Raw genomic sequence first — 25,206 nt, 5'->3', positions numbered from 1 at the left:
ATTGGTTTTCAGGATGCAAATATACTAAAAATAACACATTTGTGGTATTGTCTCATCAGGTTGATTTGAATACCTTTGCAATAAATAAATCGCTTATAACTTATGAAAAAAAGATTGTTGATATTAGCCGTAATGGCTATAAGTTTACTGTCTGCACAGGCGCAGGAAAAAACCCCGTTACGCCTCAGTGGTACAGTTGTCGGAGTAACTAATGGAAAAGTCTATCTCCAGAAGTTCATTGATAAATACTATGTTGTGATTGATTCGGCAAAGATTCAAAACGGACAATTCTCTTTCTCAACCAAGACAGAACTGCCCGAGATTTATGGCTTATCATCAAATTCCAAGGAGAATCCGTATCTGTTATTTCTTGATAAAAACCAGATTACGGTAAAGCTAGATCCGGCCGATTATGACCGTACAGTGGTGAAAGGTTCGGCATTGCATGCCCTTTATACCGATTACATGAATCAGAAAGAGGTTAAGATTGACCAATTCATCAAACAACATCCCTCTTCCTTAGTTTCGGCTTATGCATTGTACCGTCATTTTGCGTACAGACTTACGCCCGCCGAGATAGAGGCAAATATCAAATTGCTCGATCCCTCCTTGCATAAAACCACCTATGTACAGGTGCTGAAAAAACTGGTGGCAACTCTTAACAATGTTTCCATCGGCAAGAAAGCTCCCGGATTTTCAGGAACAACTCCCGATGGCAAAACAGTAGGTCTTTCTGATAGATTAGGTAAAGGTTACCTGCTGATTGACTTCTGGGCATCGTGGTGCACCCCTTGCCGGAAAGAGAATCCCGGAATCGTGAAGGTTTATCAGAAGTATAAAGATAAAGGTTTTGATATTCTTGCAATTTCTCTGGATAAGTCGAAGGAACAATGGGTGAAGGCTATTGCAGACGATCATCTGGAGTGGACTCAAATTTCCGAGTTGAAGCAATGGCAGAATGAAGTGTTGAATAAATATGGCGTTCGCTCAATTCCTGCAAACTTTCTGGTAGATTCCAAAGGAGTCATTGTCGCCAAAAACGTGTTTGGCGAAGATCTGGAAAAGATTCTGAATGAGCTTTTGAATAAGTAAACTCAAACCAAGTCATATAAATACAGAAATGTCCGTTTGTGCTTAAAGAGCATAACCGGACATTTTTTCATTCTCCATAAAACCTATCTGCCGGATAAACAGAACAAACCATAAGAGTTCCAATTCCGTTTTTTATTTCATATTACTTTGCTTTTACCCCGGCAGCAGTGATCCTATTAAATTCTTTCTCGAATTTATCCAAAACGGTTGCCGGCATTTCTAATTGTTCATTAAATTCAAAGCCATGAAAACCTCCGTATATTTCAGTATTCCTTACTTTTGTTAACAAGCTATCGAGGTGGAAACCAGTTGACTTAATCTTGTAGTATAGAATTGGATTGTAACTTGTTTTTAATTCCGATTCTCCCCAGACTTGATCATAACACCAAAAACCGGCATATTCTTTAATTCCGTCATTATCTAAGTCGGTCGCCTTAGAGATGAAAGTTGGCAGACTGTCTGTCATAATAACTTTATCATTCTTAATTATAATTCTTTTTAAGTAGTTCTTATTTGGCCTGTCATTTATTTCGAATAAGAGCTCGAACTTGTTCTTTCCTGTTTGTAACACGATCGGATAAAGTTTGTCTCCAAATTCATATTCAAGTAATGTGTCTACATAAACAACCTTTCCAGATTTAGTTAGTTTAAAGAATGAATATGTTTTAAAGGTTTCAAAGTCTTCCTCTTGTCCTAAAGCTACTTTAAAACCGAAATCGAGTAGTATAGTTTTAGTTACTTTTGTTTTTGTGTTGATATTTGTTTCTTTGCCATTCACGCTGCAAAAAAATAATATAAAAGTAACCGTCAGTAATATATAGATCTTGTACTTCATATTTTTTGTTTTCATAGATATATGAATGTTGTGGTCTTCTTTTGATTTTTGGAAATGAAACCTGCAAAGATGCCTCCAGAGTGTACTTTTTCTAAAACTCAAAAGTAATCCCCAACGTAGGAACAACCGTTCCGCTTTCCTGTTTAATGTACTTCATCTTGTACCGCTGCTCATTAACCGGAGCAGAAGGATTCTCAATCACCCCTGTGCTCATCAATACATCGGCTTGTTTTATTTTGCTGTTCGTAATGTTCTGCAGGTCTATGTAGAAGCCCAGCATATATTTCTTTACGTAGAATGTTTTGTCCACCCTGATGTCAATACGAGTGAAGTTGTCCAGTCGCTCCGAATTGTAACGGGTATAATCGTAGTAGGGGCGTCCTTGTGCGTTCCAGGCTGTAACGAGAGAAGACTTATTCACATCATAAGGAGTGAAAGGCGCACCGCCGATGCTGCTAATTTTTGTACCAAAGCTCCAGTTGTTGGCAAAGTTATAGGTTCCGCCCAGGTTGAAGATGTATCTATTGTCCCAAGATGAAACAATATACGGACTCGATTCCCCTTCCCGGTACTCACTCTTAAAGATTGTGAGGGCCGAAGATAAATTCAGTTTCTTTACAATAATCCATTTCGCCATCAGTTCCAAACCATAAGAACGTCCTTGGGCGGTGGGAGACAGAGCTTCGTTACCAATCACGCCATAGTCTGTTCCCTTATCGGCCAGAGGTATTTTGTCAGTAACCGAGAATGGAATGTTATTGTATCTTTTGTAAAATCCTTCCGCCGAGATTTGCAGGTTTTCGCTGTGTTTATAAGATAATCCGGCACTGTACTGGTCCACCATGATGTACTTAAGACTTTTGTTCAGATAGTTTCCGTTGTTATCCTTGAACCCCATTGCAGTAAAGGCGGGCAGCTGATAGTATCGTCCCACATTACCACTTAGGTATATATCGCCATACAGCTGATAGGAGAGGGAGAGTCGCGGAGAGAGCTGTTCGCTCAGCTTATTCATCAGCTGTGAGTAATTACAAGCATCGCCTCTTACACCCAGTGAAACGGTCATCCGTTCATCGGGCGATTCATAGTTAATGGTTCCAAAGAATCCCCAGCGAACCATTCCCAGATAGGTGTGATAATTATAGGTAACCGACTGATTGGTGTAAGCCCGCTGAAAGGTGTTGTTGCTGTATTGAGAATAATCCAAGTTGGCACCCAGATTCACTTTTGCAATGCCAAAGTTCGATGCATTTTCCACCCGCAACTTGGTCTCCTGCTCCAGCGAACCATATTTCAGAGTCAGGTTATCCTCACTGCTTTCATCATTTCCCCTGTATTTCAGGTTGTGGTTGTTCAGATAGCTGTGACTGGCCACCACTGTCTGTATATGAGCCCCCGCATAGTGCTTATACACAGCACCCAGAGTAAATGTCTCCTGTTTTATTGTAGGCAGATAACTGAGGATGTATTCCGCCTTTTCACCCGTGAGGCTGGTGTTCAATTTCATATTATCAATTCCTGTCAGTCCAAGGAACGTTATTTCATTACGTTGAGAAAGTCGGGTTTTTACCTTGAACTGTGCATCAGTATAGGTGGGCAAGAAGGGAAGCCCCAACATCTTAAACAGAAACTGCAGGTACGATTGTCTGACAGAAAGAAGATAAGAACTTTTTGAATTCAGATGTCCGTTGGAGGTGAGCGAAAACTCGGAAGCACCCAGGGTAGCTTTCAAGGAATTCTTCTCCATGTTTCCATCCCGTAATTTGAAGTCGAGCACCGAACTCAGAGCATTGCCACGGCTAGCGGGGAAGGCACCCGTGTAAAAGCCCACTTCCCGTATAAGGTCGGCATTGATTATTCCCACCGGACCGCCCGAAGCTCCCTGTGTACTGAAATGGTTGATATTCGGAATTTCCACACCATCCAGGAAGAAGCGATTTTCCGAAGGACCACCGCCACGAACCACCAGGTCATTACGATATCCTACCGGCGAGTATCCCACTCCCGCATAGTTCTGAACAATGCGCGAGATATCGCGGTTGGCTCCCGGACTTTTTTCTATCTCCTGCAAACCAATCAGCCGGAGCCCCACCGGGCTTTCCGGATTTCGTCTGAAAACAGAAGCGGTGATACTTACCTCTCCCAGCTGTGTAACACTCTCTTCAAGCTCTAAGGTGATCGAGAGAGTTTTTGTGGAAAGGATATATTCGGGAGTAAGCAATGTGTTGTAACCCACTGCCGAAACCTGCAGGCGGTATATACCCGGAGATACATTTTCAATGGTGAAGTTTCCCAGCGAATCGGTCATGGCACCTTGCGATGTGCCGTATATTCCAACATTGGCAAAAGAGATTGGTTCACGTTTGCCTCTATCAATCACAGACCCTTTGATGGAGAGTTTTTGTTGAGCAACTGCAGTAAAGGTGAGGCATATAATAATTAAGAACGGTAAGATAATTCGTTTCATCATAAGCTCAGATTAAATTTGTATAACAAAAATAAGATAAAAAAGTGATAGATACCCTACATTTTATCTATTTTTGCTGACACATAAAACTTTAATTTACTACTAAATGATATTGAATATGAAAAATCGGATTTTCTCTTTGTCTTTTCTGCTCTTATTTGTCTCTGTGGCATGTGTCAATGCGGCCAAAGTAGACACCTTACTTGTAAAAAGCCCATCTATGAATAAGGATGTTCAGGTGGTTGTCATTGCTCCCAACGATGCAAAAACAGCTAAAAAAGCCAATTATCCAGTAGTCTATCTGCTGCACGGCTATGGCGGTAATGCAAAAAGCTGGATTGGCATTAAACCCAATCTTCCTGAAATTGCCGACCAAAACAAAATCGTGATTGTTTGCCCCGACGGTAAGAATAGCTGGTATTGGGACAGTTCGCTGAATCCGGCCTATCGTTACGAAACATTTGTTTCCAATGAACTCGTGAACTTTGTAGACAACCATTATAAAACTATTGCCAACCCCAAAGGACGTGCCATTATGGGACTTAGTATGGGCGGACACGGAGCATTGTGGCTGGCCATTCGTCATAAAAATATATTTGGAGCGGCAGGCAGCACCAGTGGGGGAGTTGATATCCGTCCTTTCCCCAAGAACTGGGAAATGAGTAAGCAGCTTGGCGATTACGAAACCAACAAACAGGTGTGGGATGAACATACAGTGATTAACCAGGTAGACAAGATTAATAATGGTGATTTGGCTCTTATTATCGATTGCGGTGAAGACGATTTCTTCCTCAAGGTGAACAAAAACCTTCACGAACGCCTGTTGGAAAAGAAAATCGATCACGACTTCATCACCCGTCCCGGTGCACACAATGCTAAGTATTGGAACAACTCCATTGATTATCAGCTTCAGTTCTTCAAGAAGTTTTTTGCGAGATAGATAGAATATTCTTGAAAAATCGAGGCTTCACAAATTATATTGTTAGAAGCCTGGATTTTTTTTTGATATTTAATTCCAGAGTAGTTTCTCCTTGAATAAAGAGTGTTAAAAACCGTAAAATGTAAAATGAAATAAATATATTTGTAGGTGTCAAAATAAAACAGGAGAAAATAAAATGTCAGAAGATCATAAGAAGCAGTTGGAACAGCAGCTCTGGAATATAGCCAATACATTACGTGGTAAAATGAATGCGGATGAATTCCGGGATTATATCCTTGGATTCATTTTCTATAAATATCTTTCCGAGAAGATGTATCGTTATGCCGATTCCATATTAGAGCAAGACGGCATGAAATATATCGATATTGACGAGAGCAGTGAGAAAGGCAGAGAATACCTCGAAGCCATCAAGGAAGAGACACTCGAGAAGTTGGGTTATTTCCTGAAACCGTCCGAACTGTTCAGTGAAATAGCCAAGCGAGGCAACAGCGACAAGGAGGGAGAGGATAACTTTATCCTGGAAGATCTCCGGAAAATCCTCACCAATATTGAACAAAGCACCATGGGAACAGGCAGCGAGGACGATTTCGATAACCTGTTCGAAGATATGGACCTCACAAGTACCAAGCTGGGGCGCACGGAGTCCGAAAAGAACAACCTGATAGCCAAGGTACTTACCCACCTTGACAATATTGATTTCTGCATTGAAGATACAGAGCTCGATGTCCTGGGTGATGCGTACGAATACCTCATCGGTCAGTTTGCCAGCGGGGCAGGGAAGAAGGCCGGCGAATTCTATACCCCTCAGGAGGTGAGCAAGATACTTGCAAAGATTGTTACCACCGGCAAAACCAAACTGAAATCCGTGTACGACCCTACTTGCGGCAGTGGCTCGCTGTTGCTTCGTGTGGCGAAAGAGGTGGAAGAGGTGAACGAGTTCTGCGGTCAGGAGATGAACCGCACCACGTACAACCTATGCCGCATGAACATGATTCTGCACGATGTGCATTACCGCAAATTCGATATCCGTCAAGAAGATACGCTGGAACATCCGCAACACCTCGACAAACGCTTCGAGGCGGTGGTGGCAAATCCTCCTTTTTCGGCAAAGTGGAGCGCAAATCCCCTGTTTATGACGGACGATCGCTTTAGCCATTACGGCAAACTAGCACCATCTAGCAAGGCAGACTTTGCCTTTGTGTGCCACATGGTTTACCAATTGGCCGAGAACGGTAGCATGGCGGTGGTATTGCCTCACGGCGCACTGTTCCGCGGTGGTGCCGAACTGCAGATTCGTCAATACCTTATCGAAGAGCGCAACTATCTGGATGCCGTCATAGGTCTGCCGGCAAATATATTCTACGGCACAAGCATCCCCACCTGCATCCTGGTTTTCAAGAAATGCCGCGAGAATTCCGATGATATTCTCTTTATCGATGCCAGTCAGCACTTCGAAAAGGTGAAAACTCAAAACATGTTGCGTGAAAAGGACATTGAAAAGATAGTCTCCACCTATCGCAACCGCACTGAAGAGGAGAAATACAGCAAGCGTGCATCGCTGAATGAGATTGCCGAGAACGACTACAACCTCAACATTCCCCGCTACGTAGATACCTTCGAAGCGGAAGAGAGCATCGACATTGAGCAAATCTGCAAAGACCTTGTAGAGCTGGACAAGCAAATTGTCGAGACTGATAAAACCATTGCTTCCTTTTGCAAGGAACTGAACATCTCAACTCCGTTTTAAGCATGGAAAAGAAAACGAATGTACCGAAACTGAGGTTTCCTGAGTTTGAGGGGGAATGGGTTGAGAAGAAGTTGGGGACAATATATAATTTTAAAACAACTAATTCATTTACTAGAGATAATTTAAATTATGAAGAAGGGGTAGTGAAAAATATTCATTATGGTGACATACATAAGAAATTTAAATCACATTTTGATATCACGAAAGAATTGGTTCCTTTTGTTAATAAAGAAATCTCATTAAATAAATTATCTGCTGAAAACTACTGTAAAGAAGGCGACATAATTATAGCAGATGCGTCCGAAGATTATGTCGATATAGGTAAGTCTATTGAAATTGTAAACCTAAATAATGAAAAAATTATTGCAGGATTGCATACACTACATGCAAGTCCAGATTTGCAAATGTTAGCAATTGGGTTTGGTGCCCATGTAATGAAATCTGAAAACATACGGCTTCAAATTAAGACTGTTGCACAAGGAACAAAAGTTCTCAGCATTACATCTGACAGACTATCAAATATTATATTGATAATTCCAACTCTCCCCGAACAAACAAAAATAGCCTCATTCCTCACCGCAGTAGATGACAAACTCACCCAACTGAAAAAGAAGAAAAGCCTTTTGGAGGAATACAAAAAAGGAGTAATGCAGAAAATATTTTCTCAGGAATTACGGTTCAAGGATGATAATGGAGAGTACTTTCCGGAATGGGAAGAGAAGAGGTTAGGGGATATTACAGAAAGAATTGTAAGTAAAAATAAAGAGAATAACTTAAATGTATTAACTATTTCGGCTCAAAATGGATTGATAAGTCAGTTGGAGTTCTTCAATAAGTCAGTCTCGGCAAAAGATGTAACTGGTTATTATTTATTGAATAAAGATGATTTTGCTTATAATAAAAGTTATTCAAATGGTTATCCTATGGGAGCAATCAAACGACTAACTCGATATGAAAAAGGTATAGTTTCAACTCTATACATTTGTTTTAGAAATAAGCCTGAATTTGATAATTCATTTGCAGAACAATATTTTGAAACAGGTCTGCAAAATTCTGAATTAGAAAAAGTAGCACAAGAGGGAGCTAGAAATCATGGTCTACTTAACATTGGCGTCTCTGATTTTTTTAATATAGAATTATCTATTCCTTCTCTCCCTGAACAAACAAAAATCGCCAATTTCCTGTCTGCAATAGATGAAAAGATAAACCATTTCAGTAAGCAGATTGAGAGAATGGAAGAGTGGGAAAAGGGATTGTTGCAACAAATGTTTTGCTAAATATCTAATTGAAAATATGTAGTAATATAAGAAAGTATTATGATAAACACAATGGAAGTAGATCGGCTTTTAAACAATGTAAAGAAGCTATTTGATCATAAGAAGAAAATTGAAAAACTAAAAGGAGAAACATTTAATGTTTTTTCTATTCTGAGAATGGAAAGAATTGAAAATAATACTCATTCTGCATTTCTTAAAGAACTTTTAGATCCTAAGGGAGCTCATCTTAAAGATGGCATTTTTTTAAAACTTTTCTTAGAATGCATTGAGAACTCTGATTTAGATGTAAATACTGCAAAAGTTGAATTAGAAAAGCACATAGGACCTAGGAATGACAAAAATAAAACAGGTGGAAGAGTAGATATATTTATATCTGATATAAAAGGAAGCTGTGTTTCTATTGAAAACAAAATTGATGCTCAAGATCAGTATGCTCAAATAGAAAGATATTGTAATTATAAAAAAGGAGAAAATAAGGTATATTATCTGACTCTTGATGGTAAACTTCCAGATAAGACTAGTTGTGGAAAGCTAAAAGCTGATACGGATTATTTTTTACTTTCTTACAAGAATCATATATTAAAATGGTTGGAGTTATGTTTAGAAAAATCAGTAGATGATCCAATATTACGAGAGTCTATTAAGCAATATGCAATTTTAATAAAGAAAATCACACATACTATGAATAACGAAGAGGAAAAAGAACTAATTGATATAATGTTAAGACATTACGAAGAGTCATCATATATATCATCAAATTTCAATAAGGCAAAACAAATAATCACTGAAAAGATTAGAACGGATGTCTATAATGAGTTAACTAAGAAATTGAAAGATAGATATTTGGTTGTAAAAGGATATGATACGAGTAAAACATATTCTCAGATTTGGATTAAACCTAAACAAACACTAGAGTCATATTTATATTTTGGAATAGAGAGTTTTAGTGGGGTAGGTAATTTTAACGGGCAATTATTTGTTGGAGTTATTAATAATAGTGCCCCCAAAAGATGCAGCTATGCTGATGTTGAAGGCAATGAAAGTTTTTCAAACTGGTGGATAAATGTTACAAAATTAGAGAACTATAAAAATTACATATTAAATATGAGTAACCCTGAAACGATTTCTTATATTTTGAATGAAAAAAATCGTGAAGGACTAGTTGATGATATAGTGAAGCAAGTAGAAAAATACTTGGAAGAACAAACACCTCCTTTAGTTGATTTTATAACTAATAATAAATTAATGTTCTCTGATTTATAATGAGCATAATATAATTGGTCAACAAGCTTTTATCCAATTATAGAAATAAATTTAAATTATGAAAATTTGGGGATATTCTGAACGAGGTATGATTAATTCGCTAATGTATAATATTGGTTCAGATTCGAATAAATAAGAGAACTAAAAACATAACCATATTATGAAAAAATCTGATATCTATGAAATAGCCATTAAAATTCTAGGAATATACTTTCTAGTGACAATTGTGCAACTCCTTGTGGGAAGTATTGCTTCCATTTTTGCTATGATTTTACAAAATAGCCCAATGTCGGACATTATGCTATATGGGGGAGTTGGTCTTTTTGTATTCATCATTATGATTCTAATCGATCTATTCTTCATTTTTAAGACCAATGTTATTGTAAGAATGATATGCAAATCTGCTGACTTTGAACAAGAAGTTCCATTTACGGCAAACAGGAAGGTGGTATATGAAATTGCACTGGTGCTAATGGGGATGATTATCATTGTATGGGCATTACCCGATTTTGTCTATAAAATATGGAACTATGTTCAGTCTTTGCAGATAAGCGCAGAAAACAAAAGTTTTATAATTGCATCAGGAATAAAAATTGTTGTTGGACTGATTGCTGTAGTCTATTCAACAGCTATCGTAAACTTTCTTGCTAAGGAAAAAGCTAACGTTTGAAAGACAAGGTTACCCCCTAAGTCACCCCCTATGTTACCCCCGAAGTTGAAAGGCGATTAAAAGTACTTCGGGTAAACAGGAAATATTATAGGCTATGTGGCTGAAAGAAAATATGATTGGCATATCCAAAAAGTTTTTTGATAATGAATAGATATAAAATGTATGATTCTGAGATGGAAGATAAACCATATTTTGAGAATTTGTGAGATCTATTAGCACCTCGATATAGCTTACGATATAGTCTGTATTGATAGTGAGGATGTTATAGTCTTGGACGATATGGCATAATATGAGAAAAACATTGGATAAACTGGAATATTACAGTCTCTGGAGTTTAGAGATAAATATGTTTAGATATTCCAATTAGTCAATGATCTGTATTTCAAAATGAAATTCAAGCAGAATTAGATGAGTGATTTTAAACTAATATAACGAATGACAACACAACCCGAACAACTGTTAGAAAATAATCTGATAGCTCAGCTTCAACAGTTGGGATATACCTATGTGGCCATTAGCGATGAAAAAGAGCTGCTGGCCAATCTGAAAAGGCAGTTGGAAAAACACAACAATATAGAACTTTCGAGCAAAGAGTTTGATCGTGTGTTGAATATACTAAGCAAAGGTTCGGTGTTCGACAAAGCCAAAACATTGCGCGAAAAGCAGCATATTTTCCGTGACAACGGAGAGAGTCTCTATTTTGATTTTCTCAATATGGATAATTGGTGCCAGAATCTGTTTCAGGTTACCCACCAGGTTACCATGGAGGGGAAGTATAAGAACCGGTACGATGTAACGCTGCTGATCAACGGATTGCCGTTGGTACAGATAGAGCTGAAGCGTAGGGGCATAGAGCTGAAAGAGGCTTTCAATCAGGTAAACCGTTATCAACGACATTCGTTCGGGGCATCCGCAGGATTGTTTCAGTACGTGCAGATATTCGTTATCAGTAACGGGGTAAACACCAAATATTACGCCAACAACAAAACCCAGTCGTTTAAACAGACCTTTTATTGGAGCGACGAAAAGAACAAGCTGATTACTCAGCTGGATAAGTTTACTTATTCATTTCTGGATACCTGCCACGTGTCTAAAATGATTTGCAAGTACATTGTACTAAGTGAGGCAAACAAGATATTGATGGTGTTGCGTCCTTATCAGTACTATGCGGTGGAAGCGTTGATTGACAGGGTGCAGAATTCGGTGAAGAACGGCTATATTTGGCACACGACCGGTAGCGGGAAAACGTTGACTTCGTTTAAGGCAAGTCAGATTCTGATGAATATGCCGCAGGTGAAAAAGGTGGTTTTTGTGGTGGATAGAAAGGATCTGGATTATCAGACTACCAAAGAGTTCAACAGTTTCAGCAAAGGAAGCATTGATGGGACCGAAAATACCAATGTGCTGGTAAGGCAGTTTTCGGACGAGACTAAGCTGATTGTCACCACCATTCAAAAGCTGAACACCGCCATCAGCAAACAATACCATCAGAAGAAAATGGATTTGCTGAAAGATGACCGCATTGTGTTTATCTTCGACGAATGCCATCGAAGCCAGTTTGGTGAAACGCACGAACGAATCAGAAAATACTTCAATAATATTCAGCTATTCGGGTTTACCGGTACACCTATCTTTGCAGAAAATGCCATTAGTAACGAACGGGGAAAACGGACAACGAAGGAGTTGTTTGACGAATGTCTCCATAAATATGTTATTACTGATGCCATCAAAGACGAGAATGTACTGAAGTTCTCTGTGGAATATGTGGGCAGATACACAAAAAAAGAAGGAAGCAATACAAATATCGACATCGAAGTAGAGGATATTGATACCAAGGAACTGATGGAGTCGCCGGTAAGATTGGATAAGATTACCGATTATATCATCGCCAATCATAACCGCAAGACCTATAGTCGCGAATTTACTGCAATGTTCTGTGTAAACAGCGTGGAAACCCTGATTAAGTACTATGAACTGTTTCAGGCTAAAAAGATGGCCGGAAAGCACAATCTGCGTATTGCAACCATCTTCAGTTTTGCAGCCAATGAAGAGGACAAGGATGCCAACGGATTCTTACCCGAAGAACTTTCGGTGGTGGAAGAGCCTCGGGCGTTGTACGGACTGAATGTGAACAGCCGGGAGAAGCTGGACGAGTACATCGGGCACTACAATCAGATGTTTGCCACCAACTTCTCTACCAAGGATAGCGTCTCTTTTTATAATTATTATAACGACATCTCCAAGAAGGTGAAGGAACGCCAGATTGACATTCTGCTTGTGGTGAATATGTTCCTTACCGGTTTTGACAGCAAGACCCTGAACACGCTGTATGTGGATAAAAATCTGAAGTACCACGGACTGATACAAGCCTACTCGCGCACCAACCGCATTCTGAACGAGCAGAAGTCGCAGGGAAACATCGTGGTTTTCCGTAACCTGAAGCAGGCCACCGACGATGCCATTGCCCTGTTCAGTAATAAGGATGCGAAGGATGTGATCATGATGCAGCCTTATGAGGATTATGTAAAGAAATTCAGTGAGGCATTCATTGAATTGCTGGAAGTGGCCCCCACGGTTGCCAGTGTTACCGAACTTAAAGACGAAGACCAGGAGCTGGAATTCATTAAAGCATTCAGAGAGTTGATGCGGTTAAAGAATGTTCTGACCACCTTTTCAGATTTCAGCTTCGATCACCTGGTAATGAAAGAACAGCTTTTTGAAGACTATAAAAGTAAATACCTCGACCTGTACGATAAAGTCAGAACCAATCGTCAGAAAGAGAAAGTATCAGTACTGAACGATGTTGATTTTGAGTTGGAATTGATACATCGCGACGAGATCAATGTGGCTTATATCCTGAAGCTGCTGGCAAAACTGAAAGAGAGTTCGGAGGCTGAAAAGATGAAGAGGACCAAAGAGATTGTCGACTTAATGGCGGGTGAAACCCATTTACGAAGCAAGCGCGAACTGATAGAGAAATTTATCCGTGAAAACCTCCCGGGCATTGAAGATACAGATGATATACCCGATGAGTTTGAGAAATTCTGGAGCGCAGAGCAATTGGAAGCTTTCAAAAAGCTGTGTGCCGAAGAGAACCTTTCTGACGAAAAGGTAGAAAAGGTAATAGCCGATTACCTGTTCTCTCAGCGTGAACCATTGCGGGATGAAATCCTCGATCTGATTGATGGCGATAAGCCCACCTTGCTGGAACGAAAGAGTGTTTACGAACGGATTCTATCAAAAATAAAGGGATTCTTTGATACATTTATTAGTGGGGTGATTGAATAATTAAATTAGTGTATTTGTGAATGAAGTGAGTATGGAAAAAATATCTCCAAAATATCAAATGGTTCTTATCAGAAAAATTGAATCGGCCATTTGGCATGAATATAAATCATATAAGGACGTAAAATTCTATATTGAAAAATGGCATATTGTTGAAGAAAATTGGAATGAATTTTGGGAAAACTTCCCAATAATATTAAAAGAACCCAATAAGGAAATTGATTTGCTTTCGACTTTGCATAAGATTGATGGGGAAATATTGCTTAAAATTGCTATAGATTTAGGAATTGAAACTCCTGACTTCATTCCCTCTGTCCCTATTTTTAGAAACGAAATTAAGTCTAGCTATTCTACTGCTAGTCGTACATTTGAAGATGCATTTAAACAAATAGAAGAGCACCCAGATATTGCAATTGGATTAGTAAACTCAGCTTTGGAAAGTATTGTCAAAGAAATCTTAAGTGACGAGAGGGTGAATATACAGTTAAAAGGTAATGAGACATTGCATTGTTTGGTAGATAAAATTTTGAAATTTTTGCGACTATATCCTAATTCTGATATTCCGAATGAAATTAAACAGATTGGAAGTTCTTTGTTATCTATTTGTAAAGGTATTGAGGATCTTAGAAGTGCAAAAACTAAATTTCATGGTAAAATAGAAGGTGATTATATTATTAACGATCCATTATATACATATTTCGTTATTAATTCAGTTGCAACTGTGGGACTATTTTTAAAGAATTATTTTGAAAAAAAAATTCCTCCGAAAGAAATTGTGACAAATGATGATGAGATTGATAATCTTCCATTTTAAAAGATGCTAGATATAGGATAACAAATATGCAAGTGGGGGATATTATATTACTCCCCAAAATTCGGACCATTTGTGTAGAACATAAAAAGGACCTTTTTTGTAACTAAAAGAGTATTGTAAATGAACAAACGATCAAAGTATTCTCCATAAATTGAAACAAAAGTTGCGATCTCAGCTTTGCGTGAAAAAGAAACATTAAGCGAAATCGTGGATCGCTTCGGTGTAACTGCCATGGCCATCACTAAATGGAAGTAGGAATTTCTCAATGACAGCAGCAAGATTTTTGAGGGAGGCTCTGCTTCACCTCTGAAAGATAATTCCGTAGAAATAGAGAAGCTTCATGCAAAATAGCTTAACTTTTTGTCCGGAAAAAGTTCGCAAGTCTAGGATGATATTATAAATATTTTACTATTTTTGTACTTGTCATATTTCTAGGCCTTGAGAATGTTGTAGATTCTCAAGGAATTGTGAATTTAAACAAAATTATTTGCTACAGAATTGAGGTTACTAATGAAACTATAGATATCAGACTTAGTATGAACAGTAGCTTATAATAGGTTAGAAATGCTGATTGAAGAAGATATGTTAAGTTATGCTTAAAATAAATATTGAAGAATATATGGATATAGTTTGTACTTATCAGCAGAGAAGGTTATTAATTAATTGACTAAAGAATAAAGTATATGATGGGATTAGATGACATCGCGATAAGCTTTGCAATATCATACATAGCAGGATCTATTCCAACTTTGAAGGACTGGCTATCTAGAGATAAGGACTTAGAGATCAGACTGGATAAATGCTATCAGAAAGCTCTGAAGAAATGGACTGTGAATGATGGTATTAGTAACAGTCTATCGAACAGGATGTTTGGGCACCTGTCAGAACTAAAGGAATATCTGTTAACAAAGCCAACGGATAAACCTAAAGGTCTGGACGAACTCATAGCCATGTGGGCTGATGAGTTGCACAATGATCAGCAGTGTTATAGTTTCATTTTGGAAAATAAGGTTGACTTCATTAGTTCCAAGCTCGATAATTATTATACGGATTTGAAGAATTCTATTTTGGGACAGCTCAAGACTATTCAGGAAGGGGTAGAATTTAATGGCACCAAGCTAGATGATATATCACTTCTACTTCAACAAATATCTCAAAAGCAGCAAGATGGCAATGCAGAAGAGCAGATTAAGTTTGTAAAGAATCTTATGGAAACAACTATTAAGGATTTAGTGAATAGTCTGCATACATCAACTGCACTGTTGATTCTGAGTCAACTTGAAGTTATATATTCGGCAGTTATTTCGAAAGATACTACAATAGCTATAAAAATAGAACAGCAGAAGCAGCTTTGCATTAGTCTTATGGAAGGTAAGCTTAAAATAGAGGCTGTGGATATGGAAAAGGCTGAGAAGGATATGCAAAACATCGCTGTGCCAGATACACTAACTCTAGAAAATCTAAAGAACTGGCATAATGCACTAAGCCTGTATAGAATCAAGTTGGGGCCAATGGTGGTAATGAGTAGAGAGTATGTAATGGAAAGACCTGGATATAAAGAGGCATTTGCTGCTGCTAATAAGTTCTATACATTGCTGAATCGTACGGAAATAGTAAATGGATTTCCAATTCTGAGAGCTTTATATTGTTATTGGGGATTCTTGGTGAAAGGTGATAATGCATGGCTGATAGAATATCAAAACATAGATAAGAGTGCATTGGGTGAACAAAAATATTATTTCCAGCTCATAGAAGCAGCCATGCTGTTTATGGTAGATAAACCCGAAGAGGCCTTTGCATTTGCTGTATCGATTAAAGATGGCATTGATGCTTCGTATGTGGACTTCCTCATATTGTTAGGTTATCATACTAAAAATATGGATTATACAATTTGGGCTCTGAATCTTGCGATCGAAAAGCAAATTAAGGTAGAACAATATGGTAGTAAGTTCTTGGCTTTTTCAGTGAATAAGGACACCGCTAACCAGTTCTTAGCTATTGTACCACAGTTGCAGTTCGAGAATGAAGCAGAAAAGAATATAGTGATACAGCTCTGCAATAGCAGTATCGGTCATGTCATAGATACGTCGGAATTCAAGGAAAAGACAGAAACTGTTTCAGAAACTATGCTGGCCTACGCCGCCATGCTAATGGCACTGAATAATGAAGTTGACCTTGCCTTTAAGTTGCTCAACCCAAAGATTGAGGTAGGCAAGATGGACTTAAAACAAAGACTGTTTATTGACATTCTTTGCATGAGTGTAGAGCATAAGCCGCATCTTTATAGGTTGTTACAACAAAATAGAGAGCAAGGTGTAACCAATGACGAACAGCTACTGTTGAAGGAGTTTGAGCTGGCAATGGAAGTGTCTGATTTTGAAGTTGCTTTGAAAGCTATAAGTATTCTCTATAGCAGAAAACCCAATGATGAAATGCTCTTTGTAAACTACATCAATGCATTAAGTCGAGTTTGTCCCGAGGAATTGTCTGCGCTTCAAGAGAAAGTGAAACACTTCAATTTTACTCATCCAGATGCTGTGATGCATGTCTATTCAGACTATGCAGAAAACAATTATCTAGAATTTGCTACAGAATTTATTGTTTTAAAACAACGTTCGATGGATGTTGAGGAATTGAAACATTTCTTTTATGTCCAGTGTACTACAGGCTTTATTCAACCTATAGTGAATAAAGAATATGAACATGCTGAAGAAGGATTGAGTGTGCTCTATTCTGTGGGTGAAGAAAAAAATGTTGTCATTGTGAAGTCAACGACACCACTCGGAAAAGTTTTGATAGGAAAGAAAAAGGGAGATGTGTTAAATTTTCAGGAGAAAGAGCTTCATATAGAAGCTATTTTTAGTAAATTCTATAAAGAAAGTTCAGACTACATAAAGGAAGTTCTCTGCCAAGGAGGTAACAAGTTCATGCGCATGGGGAAGATTGATATGGAACACCCGCTGGAGAGTCTTGAAGCGATGTTGAAAGAAATAGACCCGGAGTGTGTCAATTATGAACAGCGCAAACGTGATGCTTTACAGAAATATGAGAATGATGAGATAGGCTTGAGTCAATTAGTAGATGATAACCATATCATGGGCAGTTACTACAAAATGCTATTCACACCATTCAAGATACATGTGATCCCTGCTTATATATATGACAGCAGATGTAGTGATATTAAGCCAAACACAAAGTTTGTGCTTGACTTACCCGCATGCATCATGTTATTTGAATTTGCACAAAAAACTGGATGTAAATTCAGAACACGATTCCAAGTATCCAAGTATCTGTATGAATTTGTAAAACAGACAAAGAGACATGCTCGTAGGGATATGAATTTAGATTTCTTTGATGGCATCAAAAGTGGTCATGTAAAACGTTTTAATGAGTATGTAGACGTAGACTGTGAAATGCGTCTGGAAGCTTTGATTGAATGGATAGATCATAGCTGTGACATAGAAGTAACTACAGATGCATTGGCAATAAGTAAGGCTAACGAGTCACAGATGAATGCTTTATTCTCGAATACTATTGTTAGTCTAATGAATACCGATAATTATCTGGTATCAGATGAAAGTATTTACGACAGATTATTGGGAAATATACAGATGATTTCTACTGAAGCATTTATCCATCTAAAAGAAGATAAGCAATTGGCAAAGCTGTATTCTGAATTCCTTTTTGAATGTCGATTTGAAGGAGTCTACATTGAATCGGATTTCATCATTAATGAATACTTTAAGATGGAGAAAGGGGAGGAAAACAAATTCCACGATGTGATTCAGAATGGATATAGAAACCCGTACATGCTGATCAACACAATCAATGCTGGATTAAAGATTGCGCAGTTGTCATTAGATATAAGTCTAGTGAGAATTACATTAACAAATATGTTTGCAATGATTCTAAAGAATTATAATGACATATCTTTTAATACAGAAGAATGGCAAAATATTGATATACAATTAAATCGTCCGTTTTTCAATTTTAAATTGGTAAGGGAATGTCTTAATGATGCTAAAATGATACGAAAATCAAGATTATCAATAGAATAATAGCGAGTCCGTAAATCTCTAAAAAAGCACATCTGAGATAACAAAAAAAGGATGTTAGCATTTGTATTACAAAAGGATCAGGCTGAATAGTTATCTCAAATATAAGGTAAAAAATATTGAGCTCGTTCACCTGTAACAAAATGAATGTTTAAAGAATGTGAAATAACCGTGTCATGTTTTTATTTTGCTAAAACTCATCTGTCTAAAATTGGTCAACGCTAAGGAGATGGACCATCGCTTTTGATGAACGTAAATTTATATAATAACAAATCGTTATTCAAATTTAATGGTTAGTTGCTGAGCTGTGTTCCTCTAATTAGCCAGCGTGATATTCGATTTTTTACGGATATTCTGGTATGCCAGATAGACAAGCTTTTTCCAATACTGTATCATTTGGAAAAACTTCTTTATTCTCATTCACTTTCCATATTTGAAGATAATATCCTTCCACGGCATTTGTGGTATAAATCATCCGACGGACTCCTTCTGTTTATTCAAAAAACGGCTGAAAGTTTATCCAATTATCCCTTTAGAATTTAATTACAATAAATTTTTAATTCGTAAAAATAATAGATATTATTATCATACTTTATTGTTAGAAATACACTTCGTTTTATTGAGAAATATCTAAATACTGCATTTGCGTGTCTTGATGGAAGGTGTTCAAGTTATGCACAATATAAAATACTGATATTTAGTTGGGAAAGATAGCCAAAACAACCAAGATTGACAAACGACTGACCCATCAAGTGACAGATATTCGTATGCAATCCTCTCTCTTTTAATGGAGTCGATATAAATCATAAATATCAAGGTGTTTCCACTACTCAAGTCTATACGGATATAACTCATACCAAAATTAATACGGATATGACGAACCTGCGGAAAGTATTGAAGAAAAGTACAGATTGGTGAAATTAATTTCTGAATATTAAATAAATATCTGTGATTTAAAGAGGATTTATTTAATTAATTATTATCTTTGTAGATATACTTATTTTTTTATACTATGTCGACAATTTATACTAATGAATATTTAAAGACTTTATCAAGAACGAAAACTTTAACAGAAAGTTTGGGAATGTTCTCTGCTCAAAGTGAAGCCCATGCGTCATTTGATATTTTCCTGTCTCACAGTTATTTAGATAAGGAGGCTGTTGAGGGGATTTATATTGAATTAACTAGAATGGGATTCAAAGTTTATGTCGATTGGATTATTGATCCTAATCTTGATCGAACAAATATTACAAAAGCAACAGCTACTATTATTCAAAATAGGTTAAAATGTTCCAAAGCACTTTTATTGGCAACATCTTTAAATGCATCTGTTTCTAAATGGATGCCGTGGGAGTTGGGCTATGTAGATGGTCATACAAATAAATGTGCTATTATGCCTGTTTCTGAATATAGTTCATCGCCAACTTTATATAAGGGTTACGAATACCTTTCTTTATATCCTTTTATAGTTAAACAAAAGAATAGAATACAAGAAGAAAAATTGTGGATAGTTGAAGCTTCAGATGAATATGTTGTTATAGAAGATTGGTTAATTAAAAATACTCAACCATACAAAAGAAATGTAAAATTGTTCTAAAATATGAGAAAAGCATTAATAGTAGGAATAAATGATTATCCATCGTCACCATTAAGAGGTTGCATCAATGATGCATCAAGCTTAAGTAATATTCTTGAAAAAAACGGAGATGGCTCTCCTAATTTTGATATTCGTATTGAAATAAATGTAAGAACAAAATCATTACTTAAAGGCATGATAGTCGATTTGTTTAGTGGTGATGCGGATACTGCTCTTTTTTACTTCTCAGGGCATGGGTATGTAAATGAAATAGGTGGATATATCGTAACGCCAGACCATAGTGCTTATGATGAAGGGGTTTCTATGGATGAATTACTTACAATAGCTAATAAATCTAAAATAAAAAATAAAATCATAATTTTAGATTGTTGCCATTCAGGAGCATTAGGTTCACCGGAGATTTCAGGAGGTGCTGCTCATATTGAAGAAGGTGTATCAATATTAACCGCAAGTCGAAAAGACGAACCATCTTTAGAAATTGATGGACATGGCGTTTTTACTAATTTATTATTAGATGCTTTAAAGGGTGGGGCGGCAGATCTTAGAGGTCATATAACGCCAGGTAGCATTTATGCGTATATTGATCAAGCGCTTGGTCCTTGGGATCAGCGCCCAGTATTTAAAACAAATATTACACGTTTTACATCATTGAGACTTGTGAATCCTCAAGTTCCATTGGATGTACTGCGAAAAATTATTGAGTACTTTCCAACTCCTTCTCAAGAATTTATATTAGATCCATCTTTTGAAGATACAAATTCAAAAGAGATTGAACACAAGGTTGTTAAGCCGTATGCAAAACCGGAAAATGTAGCAGTATTTAAACATTTGCAAAAATACCAAAGTGTAGGTTTGGTTGTTCCTGTAAATACTGATTATATGTACTTTGCTGCGATGGATTCAAAATCATGCAGGTTAACAGCATTAGGGCATCATTATTGGCGACTTGTTACAGAAAAAAGAATTTAATAACTTTAAAATTTAAATTATGACTAACAAAAGAGTATTTGTTGCTTTTGCAATTGAAGACGAAAAAACGAAAATCTTATTCACAGGACAGGCGAAAAACAAAAATGTTCCGTACGATTTTGTTGATATGTCCGTAAAAGAACCTTGGGACGAAAAATGGAAAACAAACTGCCGTACCAGAATAAAAGGTTGCGATGGCATGATAGTTCTTGTTTCAAAAAATCTCAAAAATGCTGATGGTGCTCGTTGGGAAATAAAATGCGGGAAAGAAGAGAAACTCAAAATAATGGGCATATACATTGACGAAGGAACATTTTTAGATAAACCAACCGAAATGGATGGAATAACATGCAAAGAATGGACATGGGATAATGTAAAAACATTTATAGAATCACTATAGCCCAGTATTTTAAATATATTTTGTAAACGGCAAGTTTTGATAAGTCATATTTGCCGTTTTTTATTACGCTGAGTAGTTAAATATCAGCCCAATATTATTACTATAAACTATAATACTACCCATTTCCTGACCACAAATATAAAAACTTAATTTATTCTTTTCCTTTATTATTTGTTTTTATTTTCAATATCTGTTTTAATGGTTTATGTAGAATCATGGATAGGTGTACAAATAGCATTATAAATCGAAGTTAGCCTTTATCTTTGTTTTGAAGATTAACAATAAGCACGCAGAAGGGTAATCAATACCACCGGAATTAAGCTTTTCAATCAATGGATTGATATGTTTGTAATTCTTGGTTTTATGTATCACTAGTCAATACGTATTGGCTTATACTAATAAACGCACGTATGATTTTGACATTTATTTAATGATAGAATCTGACAGTAAAACACTTTAAAGCATCTACTTTTTGATTAGTGAATGCAAATGGCGTGATGGTACTAGAGTTGTACTGAGAAATTCTAATTTTGGACACTCTATTGAGTAAAAGAATATTCATTTAATTAAACTCGTCAGTTACAAACTGACGAGTTTAGTTTTGCTAAATGATAGAAGAATTTATAATAAGGATTTAAACAGTTTGTATGTGCATATGTTAGAGCCATATGAGTTTTGTTCTTTTATTCACCGCTCCCCCTTCTCAAACCCTTCCGCATTCAATCGTTTCTTCATACTGGTGGAAGCCCGAAAGTTAACACTCTTCACCTCGATGCTTTCGGCACGGTGGGAGGCTTCGGGGTCCGTGTCCTTGCGGAACTGGGCGGAGAGGTTGAAGGAGCCGTAGTCGGGGATGGAGACGGTGTAACCGTCGGCCAAGGCTTGTTCGATGGCGTGGAAGGTTTCGTTGATGGATTGCTCCAGCTGGGAACGGCGGGTGACGTTGCTGCCGGCAATGAGCCGGGCAAGCGAACGGACATCGAGCTGACCACGACTTTTTACTACGGGATGGACGCCACTTTTTTTCTGATTATCACTGCTTAAATTGTCGTTTATTCCTTTAAACTTATACGGTATGCTCATAATGATTAATGTTTTATTGGTGATGAACTAATTGAATCTTGTACATATTCTGCCTCAATCATGTACATGTTTGGGTTCAATCTTGTACATGATTACCCCCTAATCTTGTACATGATTGGGGTAATTGTTGGTGTTGTTTGGGTTAATTGATTGCCTTGTTTCTCTAATCGTTGGTTTTGGGTTGACTACTGTTGTTCTGCATTCTGTAATGGGTTGACTAATGAATGCTTAACACTGATTTGGGTAGACTAATGAATGCTTAGCTCTGACCTGGGTCGGTTTTTCCGCATAAAATAATTTTTTATGGTGAATATTTTGCTCCGGTTCGTATGAAACCGGACGGAGTGGTGTACATGGTGTACTTAAAACGTATGTTTTTGCTTTCCAGAAATTCTAATTTGAAAATTCTTCAAAAAGAATTTTTTTCAAATATGAAATTCTAAAACCGAAAAAGGGACTATTTAAGTACACCATGTACACCACTTTACCTTAGTATGACCTCGTATTGCGTTATCCCTCTGGACTTTCTGAATTTGAAATTCAACGATTTCAAGTTTCTTCCTAATTTCATTATCATCTTCTTACTCACCGCAATTCCCATCTTACTCTTGATATGTTCTGCCAGCCGGGCTGCAGAGAGCCAAACGCCCTCTTCGTCCTGTTCGGGTTTGCGGAAGTATTCGTAGAATAGCTCCATGTCGGCATCGGTTTCCATGTAGCGTTTGTTGTGCTGCTCCACAATCTCGTTCTCCTCGGCGTTGAAGTAGAACCGGAAGCCCTTGGTTATGAGGTGCCATGCCTGGGCATAGAGCTGCTTGTAGTCCACCTTGAAATCGAAGTTGATGGGGCCTGTCACCTCGTGACACAGGTACCTTCGGCTCCCGGTGTAATCTCGCAGGATATCGAGGTGGTTGGTGGTGCCGAAGAACGAGGCATGACGCACGAAGTTGCGGGGCGGACGCTCGGGCGAGGTGCGTATGTTGATGTTGAAGGTGGTGAAAAGCTCCTTCACCGTCTCCTGGTCGTACCGCTGGATGGTGTCCAGCTCGTCAATGTTCAGGATGGCGCAGGTGCTCAGCTTCATCCGGGTGGCGTTGGCGTTGTTGGAAAAGACGTTGGCGTCGAAGTGGTTCTTCCGCCACTCGGGAGGGAGCAGCCGCTCGGGCCAGGTGGATTTCCCCATGCCGTGCTTGCCGCCGATAAGCACGAAGATTTGGTGGTTTATCACCCGGTCGTTCAGCAGACCCGCTACCATGGCGACGAACCATTTGCGGAAACACCATTCAAAGTATTCGGGCTCCCTGGTGGGAACGGTGGCTGCCACATCGCCGATGTAGTCGTGCCCGTCCCATTCAACATACGGCACAAACATATAATCTTTGAAGGAGTGGTAGGAGGGGGTGATTTCGGAATCGACGATGGCCTTCACCTCGCCCAGCGAGCAGTTGATGCCCTCCTTGCGTGCCCGGATGTAGATGGTGTTGAGGTGATGGTCGCGCAACGCTTTCCAACTGTGGTCGGTCTGTTCGGCATAGCGGAACTCCACCCCTTCGAGAATTACGTTGCGGCGCAGCACGAAGTTACGGCGGATGAACCGCTCCAGCAGACGGATTCCTTTCTCCGTTTTGCTGATGCCGTCGTCGGTACCGAGTGCCGCTTCGTACTCTTTGTACTTGATGCGGACAGCCATGCGGATATCTTCGGGTGTGAACCTGGTACGGATGCAACGGATAAGCGCCAGTTTGATGGTCTCTCCCTCCGGAATGCCTGCCAGGCAGCAGAAGTACGCCAGTCCGTAGACAAACTCTTCCCGGTTGTTCTCCCGGAACGGTTCGAAGTTGAGGGCGTTGGAGTAGGCGCGGTCGAACGCCCGGCGGATTTCGGCATCGCGCTCATCGCCTATGGGTAGATGATCGAAGGAGATGGGATCGCCCTTGAGGTTGAGCAACAGGCGTGCCGGACTTTTCTCGTAATCTTTCTTCGTAATGATGTGAAACACCTCGGCATCGGGGTTGTAGAAAAGTTCCGGGTCGTAGGTGGCGGTGGTAAGCTGAATCAGCGAATGGGGATTCTTTCTGATGCTGACGTCCATTTCGAACTGGAGGCGTCTTTCGTAGTAATGGCTTACCACGGCGTAGGCGTGTTCCTGAAAGCGGACCATTTCGTCAATTGTCTGGGGCAGCGAACGGTCGGGGTAGGAGACGAGTGCCAGAATCACTGTTCCCGTGCCTTCCGCATTGATGAATGCGGCCAGGGTGTTGGGCTCACGGGCGACTTTGTTGCGCAGGCGGATGGCCTGGTGGGGCTCCATTTTCCGGCTGGTGAGCTGCACCACGCCGTTGTAATTCTGTAGGTTAGTCTTGGTGCGCCCTCCCTGAAAGGTGGCGGCAAAGGTGAAGGAAGGTAGCGGTTCGGTGTATTTGTCCGCTTCATTTTCTCCGTTGCGCAGGGCATGCGCCAGTGTGGCGTACTTCAGGCTTTTGAATGAGTTGATAACTTCAACGAAAGGCAGATTCTCCACAAACGTGGGGCTCCCTTTGTTCTTTCCTTTGTAATGGGATACTTTTAGGTTCATAGTATTGTGTCTTTTTTGTGTTTGCCAAATATAGGCAATATAAACAATGAATCAAAGCTTTGCATTGTTTACATTTGCCTATTTATGCGGGAATCATGGCAAACCCGCTAAAACACACTTTTTATTGAGAAACTGTT

Annotated in this window: 16 protein-coding genes and 1 pseudogene; 12 read left to right on the top strand and 5 right to left on the bottom strand. The window is 38.7% G+C overall.

Annotated elements, in window-relative coordinates:
- The first annotated feature begins 102 nt into the window (after window positions 1-102).
- Window positions 103-1,092 carry a TlpA disulfide reductase family protein gene (locus ABWU87_RS06700; protein WP_353334217.1) on the top strand — a complete coding sequence of 330 codons (990 nt, stop codon included), beginning with the start codon at window positions 103-105 and terminating at the stop codon, window positions 1,090-1,092.
- A 142-nt stretch (window positions 1,093-1,234) separates the two neighbouring features.
- Here the strand turns inward: ABWU87_RS06700 and ABWU87_RS06695 are convergent, their stop codons facing one another.
- A complete protein-coding gene (locus tag ABWU87_RS06695) occupies window positions 1,235-1,942 on the bottom strand; it encodes a hypothetical protein (RefSeq protein ID WP_353334216.1) in 708 nt (235 codons plus the stop codon).
- Between the two features lie 76 nt (window positions 1,943-2,018).
- Window positions 2,019-4,394 (bottom strand): TonB-dependent receptor, encoded by a 2,376-nt coding sequence (locus tag ABWU87_RS06690; protein ID WP_434533918.1) that lies wholly within the window; start codon window positions 4,392-4,394, stop codon window positions 2,019-2,021.
- Window positions 4,395-4,512: 118 nt separating this feature from the next.
- Here ABWU87_RS06690 and ABWU87_RS06685 point away from each other — a divergent pair, with 118 nt between their 5' ends.
- The 8 genes from ABWU87_RS06685 (at window position 4,513) to ABWU87_RS06650 (ending at window position 18,448) form a co-directional block, all read left to right on the top strand.
- Window positions 4,513-5,334, top strand: a complete 822-nt coding sequence (locus ABWU87_RS06685; protein WP_353334214.1) for an alpha/beta hydrolase — start codon at window positions 4,513-4,515, stop codon at window positions 5,332-5,334.
- Between the two features lie 175 nt (window positions 5,335-5,509).
- Complete coding sequence (locus tag ABWU87_RS06680) at window positions 5,510-7,081, top strand: type I restriction-modification system subunit M (RefSeq protein WP_353334213.1); 1,572 nt, start codon at window positions 5,510-5,512, stop codon at window positions 7,079-7,081.
- 2 nt (window positions 7,082-7,083) lie between these two features.
- The gene (locus ABWU87_RS06675; protein ID WP_353334212.1) at window positions 7,084-8,358 is read left to right on the top strand and encodes a restriction endonuclease subunit S; all 1,275 of its coding nucleotides are present in this window, start codon (window positions 7,084-7,086) and stop codon (window positions 8,356-8,358) included.
- A 39-nt stretch (window positions 8,359-8,397) separates the two neighbouring features.
- Window positions 8,398-9,621: a PD-(D/E)XK nuclease family protein gene (locus ABWU87_RS06670; protein WP_353334211.1), complete on the top strand. Its 1,224-nt coding sequence runs from the start codon at window positions 8,398-8,400 to the stop codon at window positions 9,619-9,621.
- Window positions 9,622-9,781: 160 nt separating this feature from the next.
- Window positions 9,782-10,291 carry a hypothetical protein gene (locus ABWU87_RS06665; RefSeq protein WP_353334210.1) on the top strand — a complete coding sequence of 170 codons (510 nt, stop codon included), beginning with the start codon at window positions 9,782-9,784 and terminating at the stop codon, window positions 10,289-10,291.
- Window positions 10,292-10,726: 435 nt separating this feature from the next.
- Window positions 10,727-13,579, top strand: a complete 2,853-nt coding sequence (locus ABWU87_RS06660) for a type I restriction endonuclease subunit R (RefSeq protein ID WP_353334209.1) — start codon at window positions 10,727-10,729, stop codon at window positions 13,577-13,579.
- Window positions 13,580-13,595: 16 nt separating this feature from the next.
- Window positions 13,596-14,390, top strand: a complete 795-nt coding sequence (locus ABWU87_RS06655) for an abortive infection family protein (protein ID WP_353334208.1) — start codon at window positions 13,596-13,598, stop codon at window positions 14,388-14,390.
- 683 nt (window positions 14,391-15,073) lie between these two features.
- The gene (locus ABWU87_RS06650) at window positions 15,074-18,448 is read left to right on the top strand and encodes a hypothetical protein (protein WP_353334207.1); all 3,375 of its coding nucleotides are present in this window, start codon (window positions 15,074-15,076) and stop codon (window positions 18,446-18,448) included.
- Window positions 18,449-18,760: 312 nt separating this feature from the next.
- Here the strand turns inward: ABWU87_RS06650 and ABWU87_RS14930 are convergent.
- A pseudogene (locus ABWU87_RS14930) lies at window positions 18,761-18,929 on the bottom strand (IS256 family transposase); the annotation flags it as partial.
- A gap of 528 nt (window positions 18,930-19,457) precedes the next feature.
- Here ABWU87_RS14930 and ABWU87_RS06645 point away from each other — a divergent pair.
- Genes ABWU87_RS06645 through ABWU87_RS06635 form a run of 3 tightly spaced genes read left to right on the top strand, consistent with a single transcriptional unit; the run spans window position 19,458 to window position 21,411 of the window.
- Window positions 19,458-20,042, top strand: a complete 585-nt coding sequence (locus ABWU87_RS06645; RefSeq protein WP_353334206.1) for a hypothetical protein — start codon at window positions 19,458-19,460, stop codon at window positions 20,040-20,042.
- A gap of 3 nt (window positions 20,043-20,045) precedes the next feature.
- Window positions 20,046-21,011, top strand: a complete 966-nt coding sequence (locus tag ABWU87_RS06640; RefSeq protein WP_353334205.1) for a caspase family protein — start codon at window positions 20,046-20,048, stop codon at window positions 21,009-21,011.
- 19 nt (window positions 21,012-21,030) lie between these two features.
- Window positions 21,031-21,411 carry a TIR domain-containing protein gene (locus tag ABWU87_RS06635; protein ID WP_353334204.1) on the top strand — a complete coding sequence of 127 codons (381 nt, stop codon included), beginning with the start codon at window positions 21,031-21,033 and terminating at the stop codon, window positions 21,409-21,411.
- 687 nt (window positions 21,412-22,098) lie between these two features.
- Here ABWU87_RS06635 and ABWU87_RS06630 read toward each other — a convergent pair.
- Window positions 22,099-22,494 (bottom strand): HU family DNA-binding protein, encoded by a 396-nt coding sequence (locus ABWU87_RS06630; RefSeq protein ID WP_353334203.1) that lies wholly within the window; start codon window positions 22,492-22,494, stop codon window positions 22,099-22,101.
- A 484-nt stretch (window positions 22,495-22,978) separates the two neighbouring features.
- Window positions 22,979-25,069, bottom strand: coding sequence for a VapE domain-containing protein (locus ABWU87_RS06625; RefSeq protein WP_353334202.1), 2,091 nt, complete (start codon window positions 25,067-25,069; stop codon window positions 22,979-22,981).
- Window positions 25,070-25,206: the final 137 nt, after the last annotated feature.

This window comes from Bacteroides sedimenti, from assembly GCF_040365225.1.
In the GTDB taxonomy this organism is placed as follows: Bacteria; Bacteroidota; Bacteroidia; order Bacteroidales; family Bacteroidaceae; genus Bacteroides; species Bacteroides sedimenti.
Note: the sequence above shows the minus strand (reverse complement) of the source record. Positions and strands in the feature narration are given on the sequence as shown.

Coding starts and splice junctions, on each gene's coding strand:
- ABWU87_RS06675 (WP_353334212.1), top strand. CDS start 7,084: ATGGAAAAGAAAACGAATGTACCGAAACTGAGGTTTCCTGAGTTTGAG.
- ABWU87_RS06680 (WP_353334213.1), top strand. CDS start 5,510: ATGTCAGAAGATCATAAGAAGCAGTTGGAACAGCAGCTCTGGAATATA.
- ABWU87_RS06690 (WP_434533918.1), bottom strand. CDS start 4,394: ATGAAACGAATTATCTTACCGTTCTTAATTATTATATGCCTCACCTTT.
- ABWU87_RS06650 (WP_353334207.1), top strand. CDS start 15,074: ATGATGGGATTAGATGACATCGCGATAAGCTTTGCAATATCATACATA.
- ABWU87_RS06635 (WP_353334204.1), top strand. CDS start 21,031: ATGACTAACAAAAGAGTATTTGTTGCTTTTGCAATTGAAGACGAAAAA.
- ABWU87_RS06700 (WP_353334217.1), top strand. CDS start 103: ATGAAAAAAAGATTGTTGATATTAGCCGTAATGGCTATAAGTTTACTG.
- ABWU87_RS06685 (WP_353334214.1), top strand. CDS start 4,513: ATGAAAAATCGGATTTTCTCTTTGTCTTTTCTGCTCTTATTTGTCTCT.
- ABWU87_RS06630 (WP_353334203.1), bottom strand. CDS start 22,494: ATGAGCATACCGTATAAGTTTAAAGGAATAAACGACAATTTAAGCAGT.
- ABWU87_RS06670 (WP_353334211.1), top strand. CDS start 8,398: ATGATAAACACAATGGAAGTAGATCGGCTTTTAAACAATGTAAAGAAG.
- ABWU87_RS06625 (WP_353334202.1), bottom strand. CDS start 25,069: ATGAACCTAAAAGTATCCCATTACAAAGGAAAGAACAAAGGGAGCCCC.
- ABWU87_RS06640 (WP_353334205.1), top strand. CDS start 20,046: ATGAGAAAAGCATTAATAGTAGGAATAAATGATTATCCATCGTCACCA.
- ABWU87_RS06660 (WP_353334209.1), top strand. CDS start 10,727: ATGACAACACAACCCGAACAACTGTTAGAAAATAATCTGATAGCTCAG.
- ABWU87_RS06645 (WP_353334206.1), top strand. CDS start 19,458: ATGTCGACAATTTATACTAATGAATATTTAAAGACTTTATCAAGAACG.
- ABWU87_RS06695 (WP_353334216.1), bottom strand. CDS start 1,942: ATGAAAACAAAAAATATGAAGTACAAGATCTATATATTACTGACGGTT.
- ABWU87_RS06665 (WP_353334210.1), top strand. CDS start 9,782: ATGAAAAAATCTGATATCTATGAAATAGCCATTAAAATTCTAGGAATA.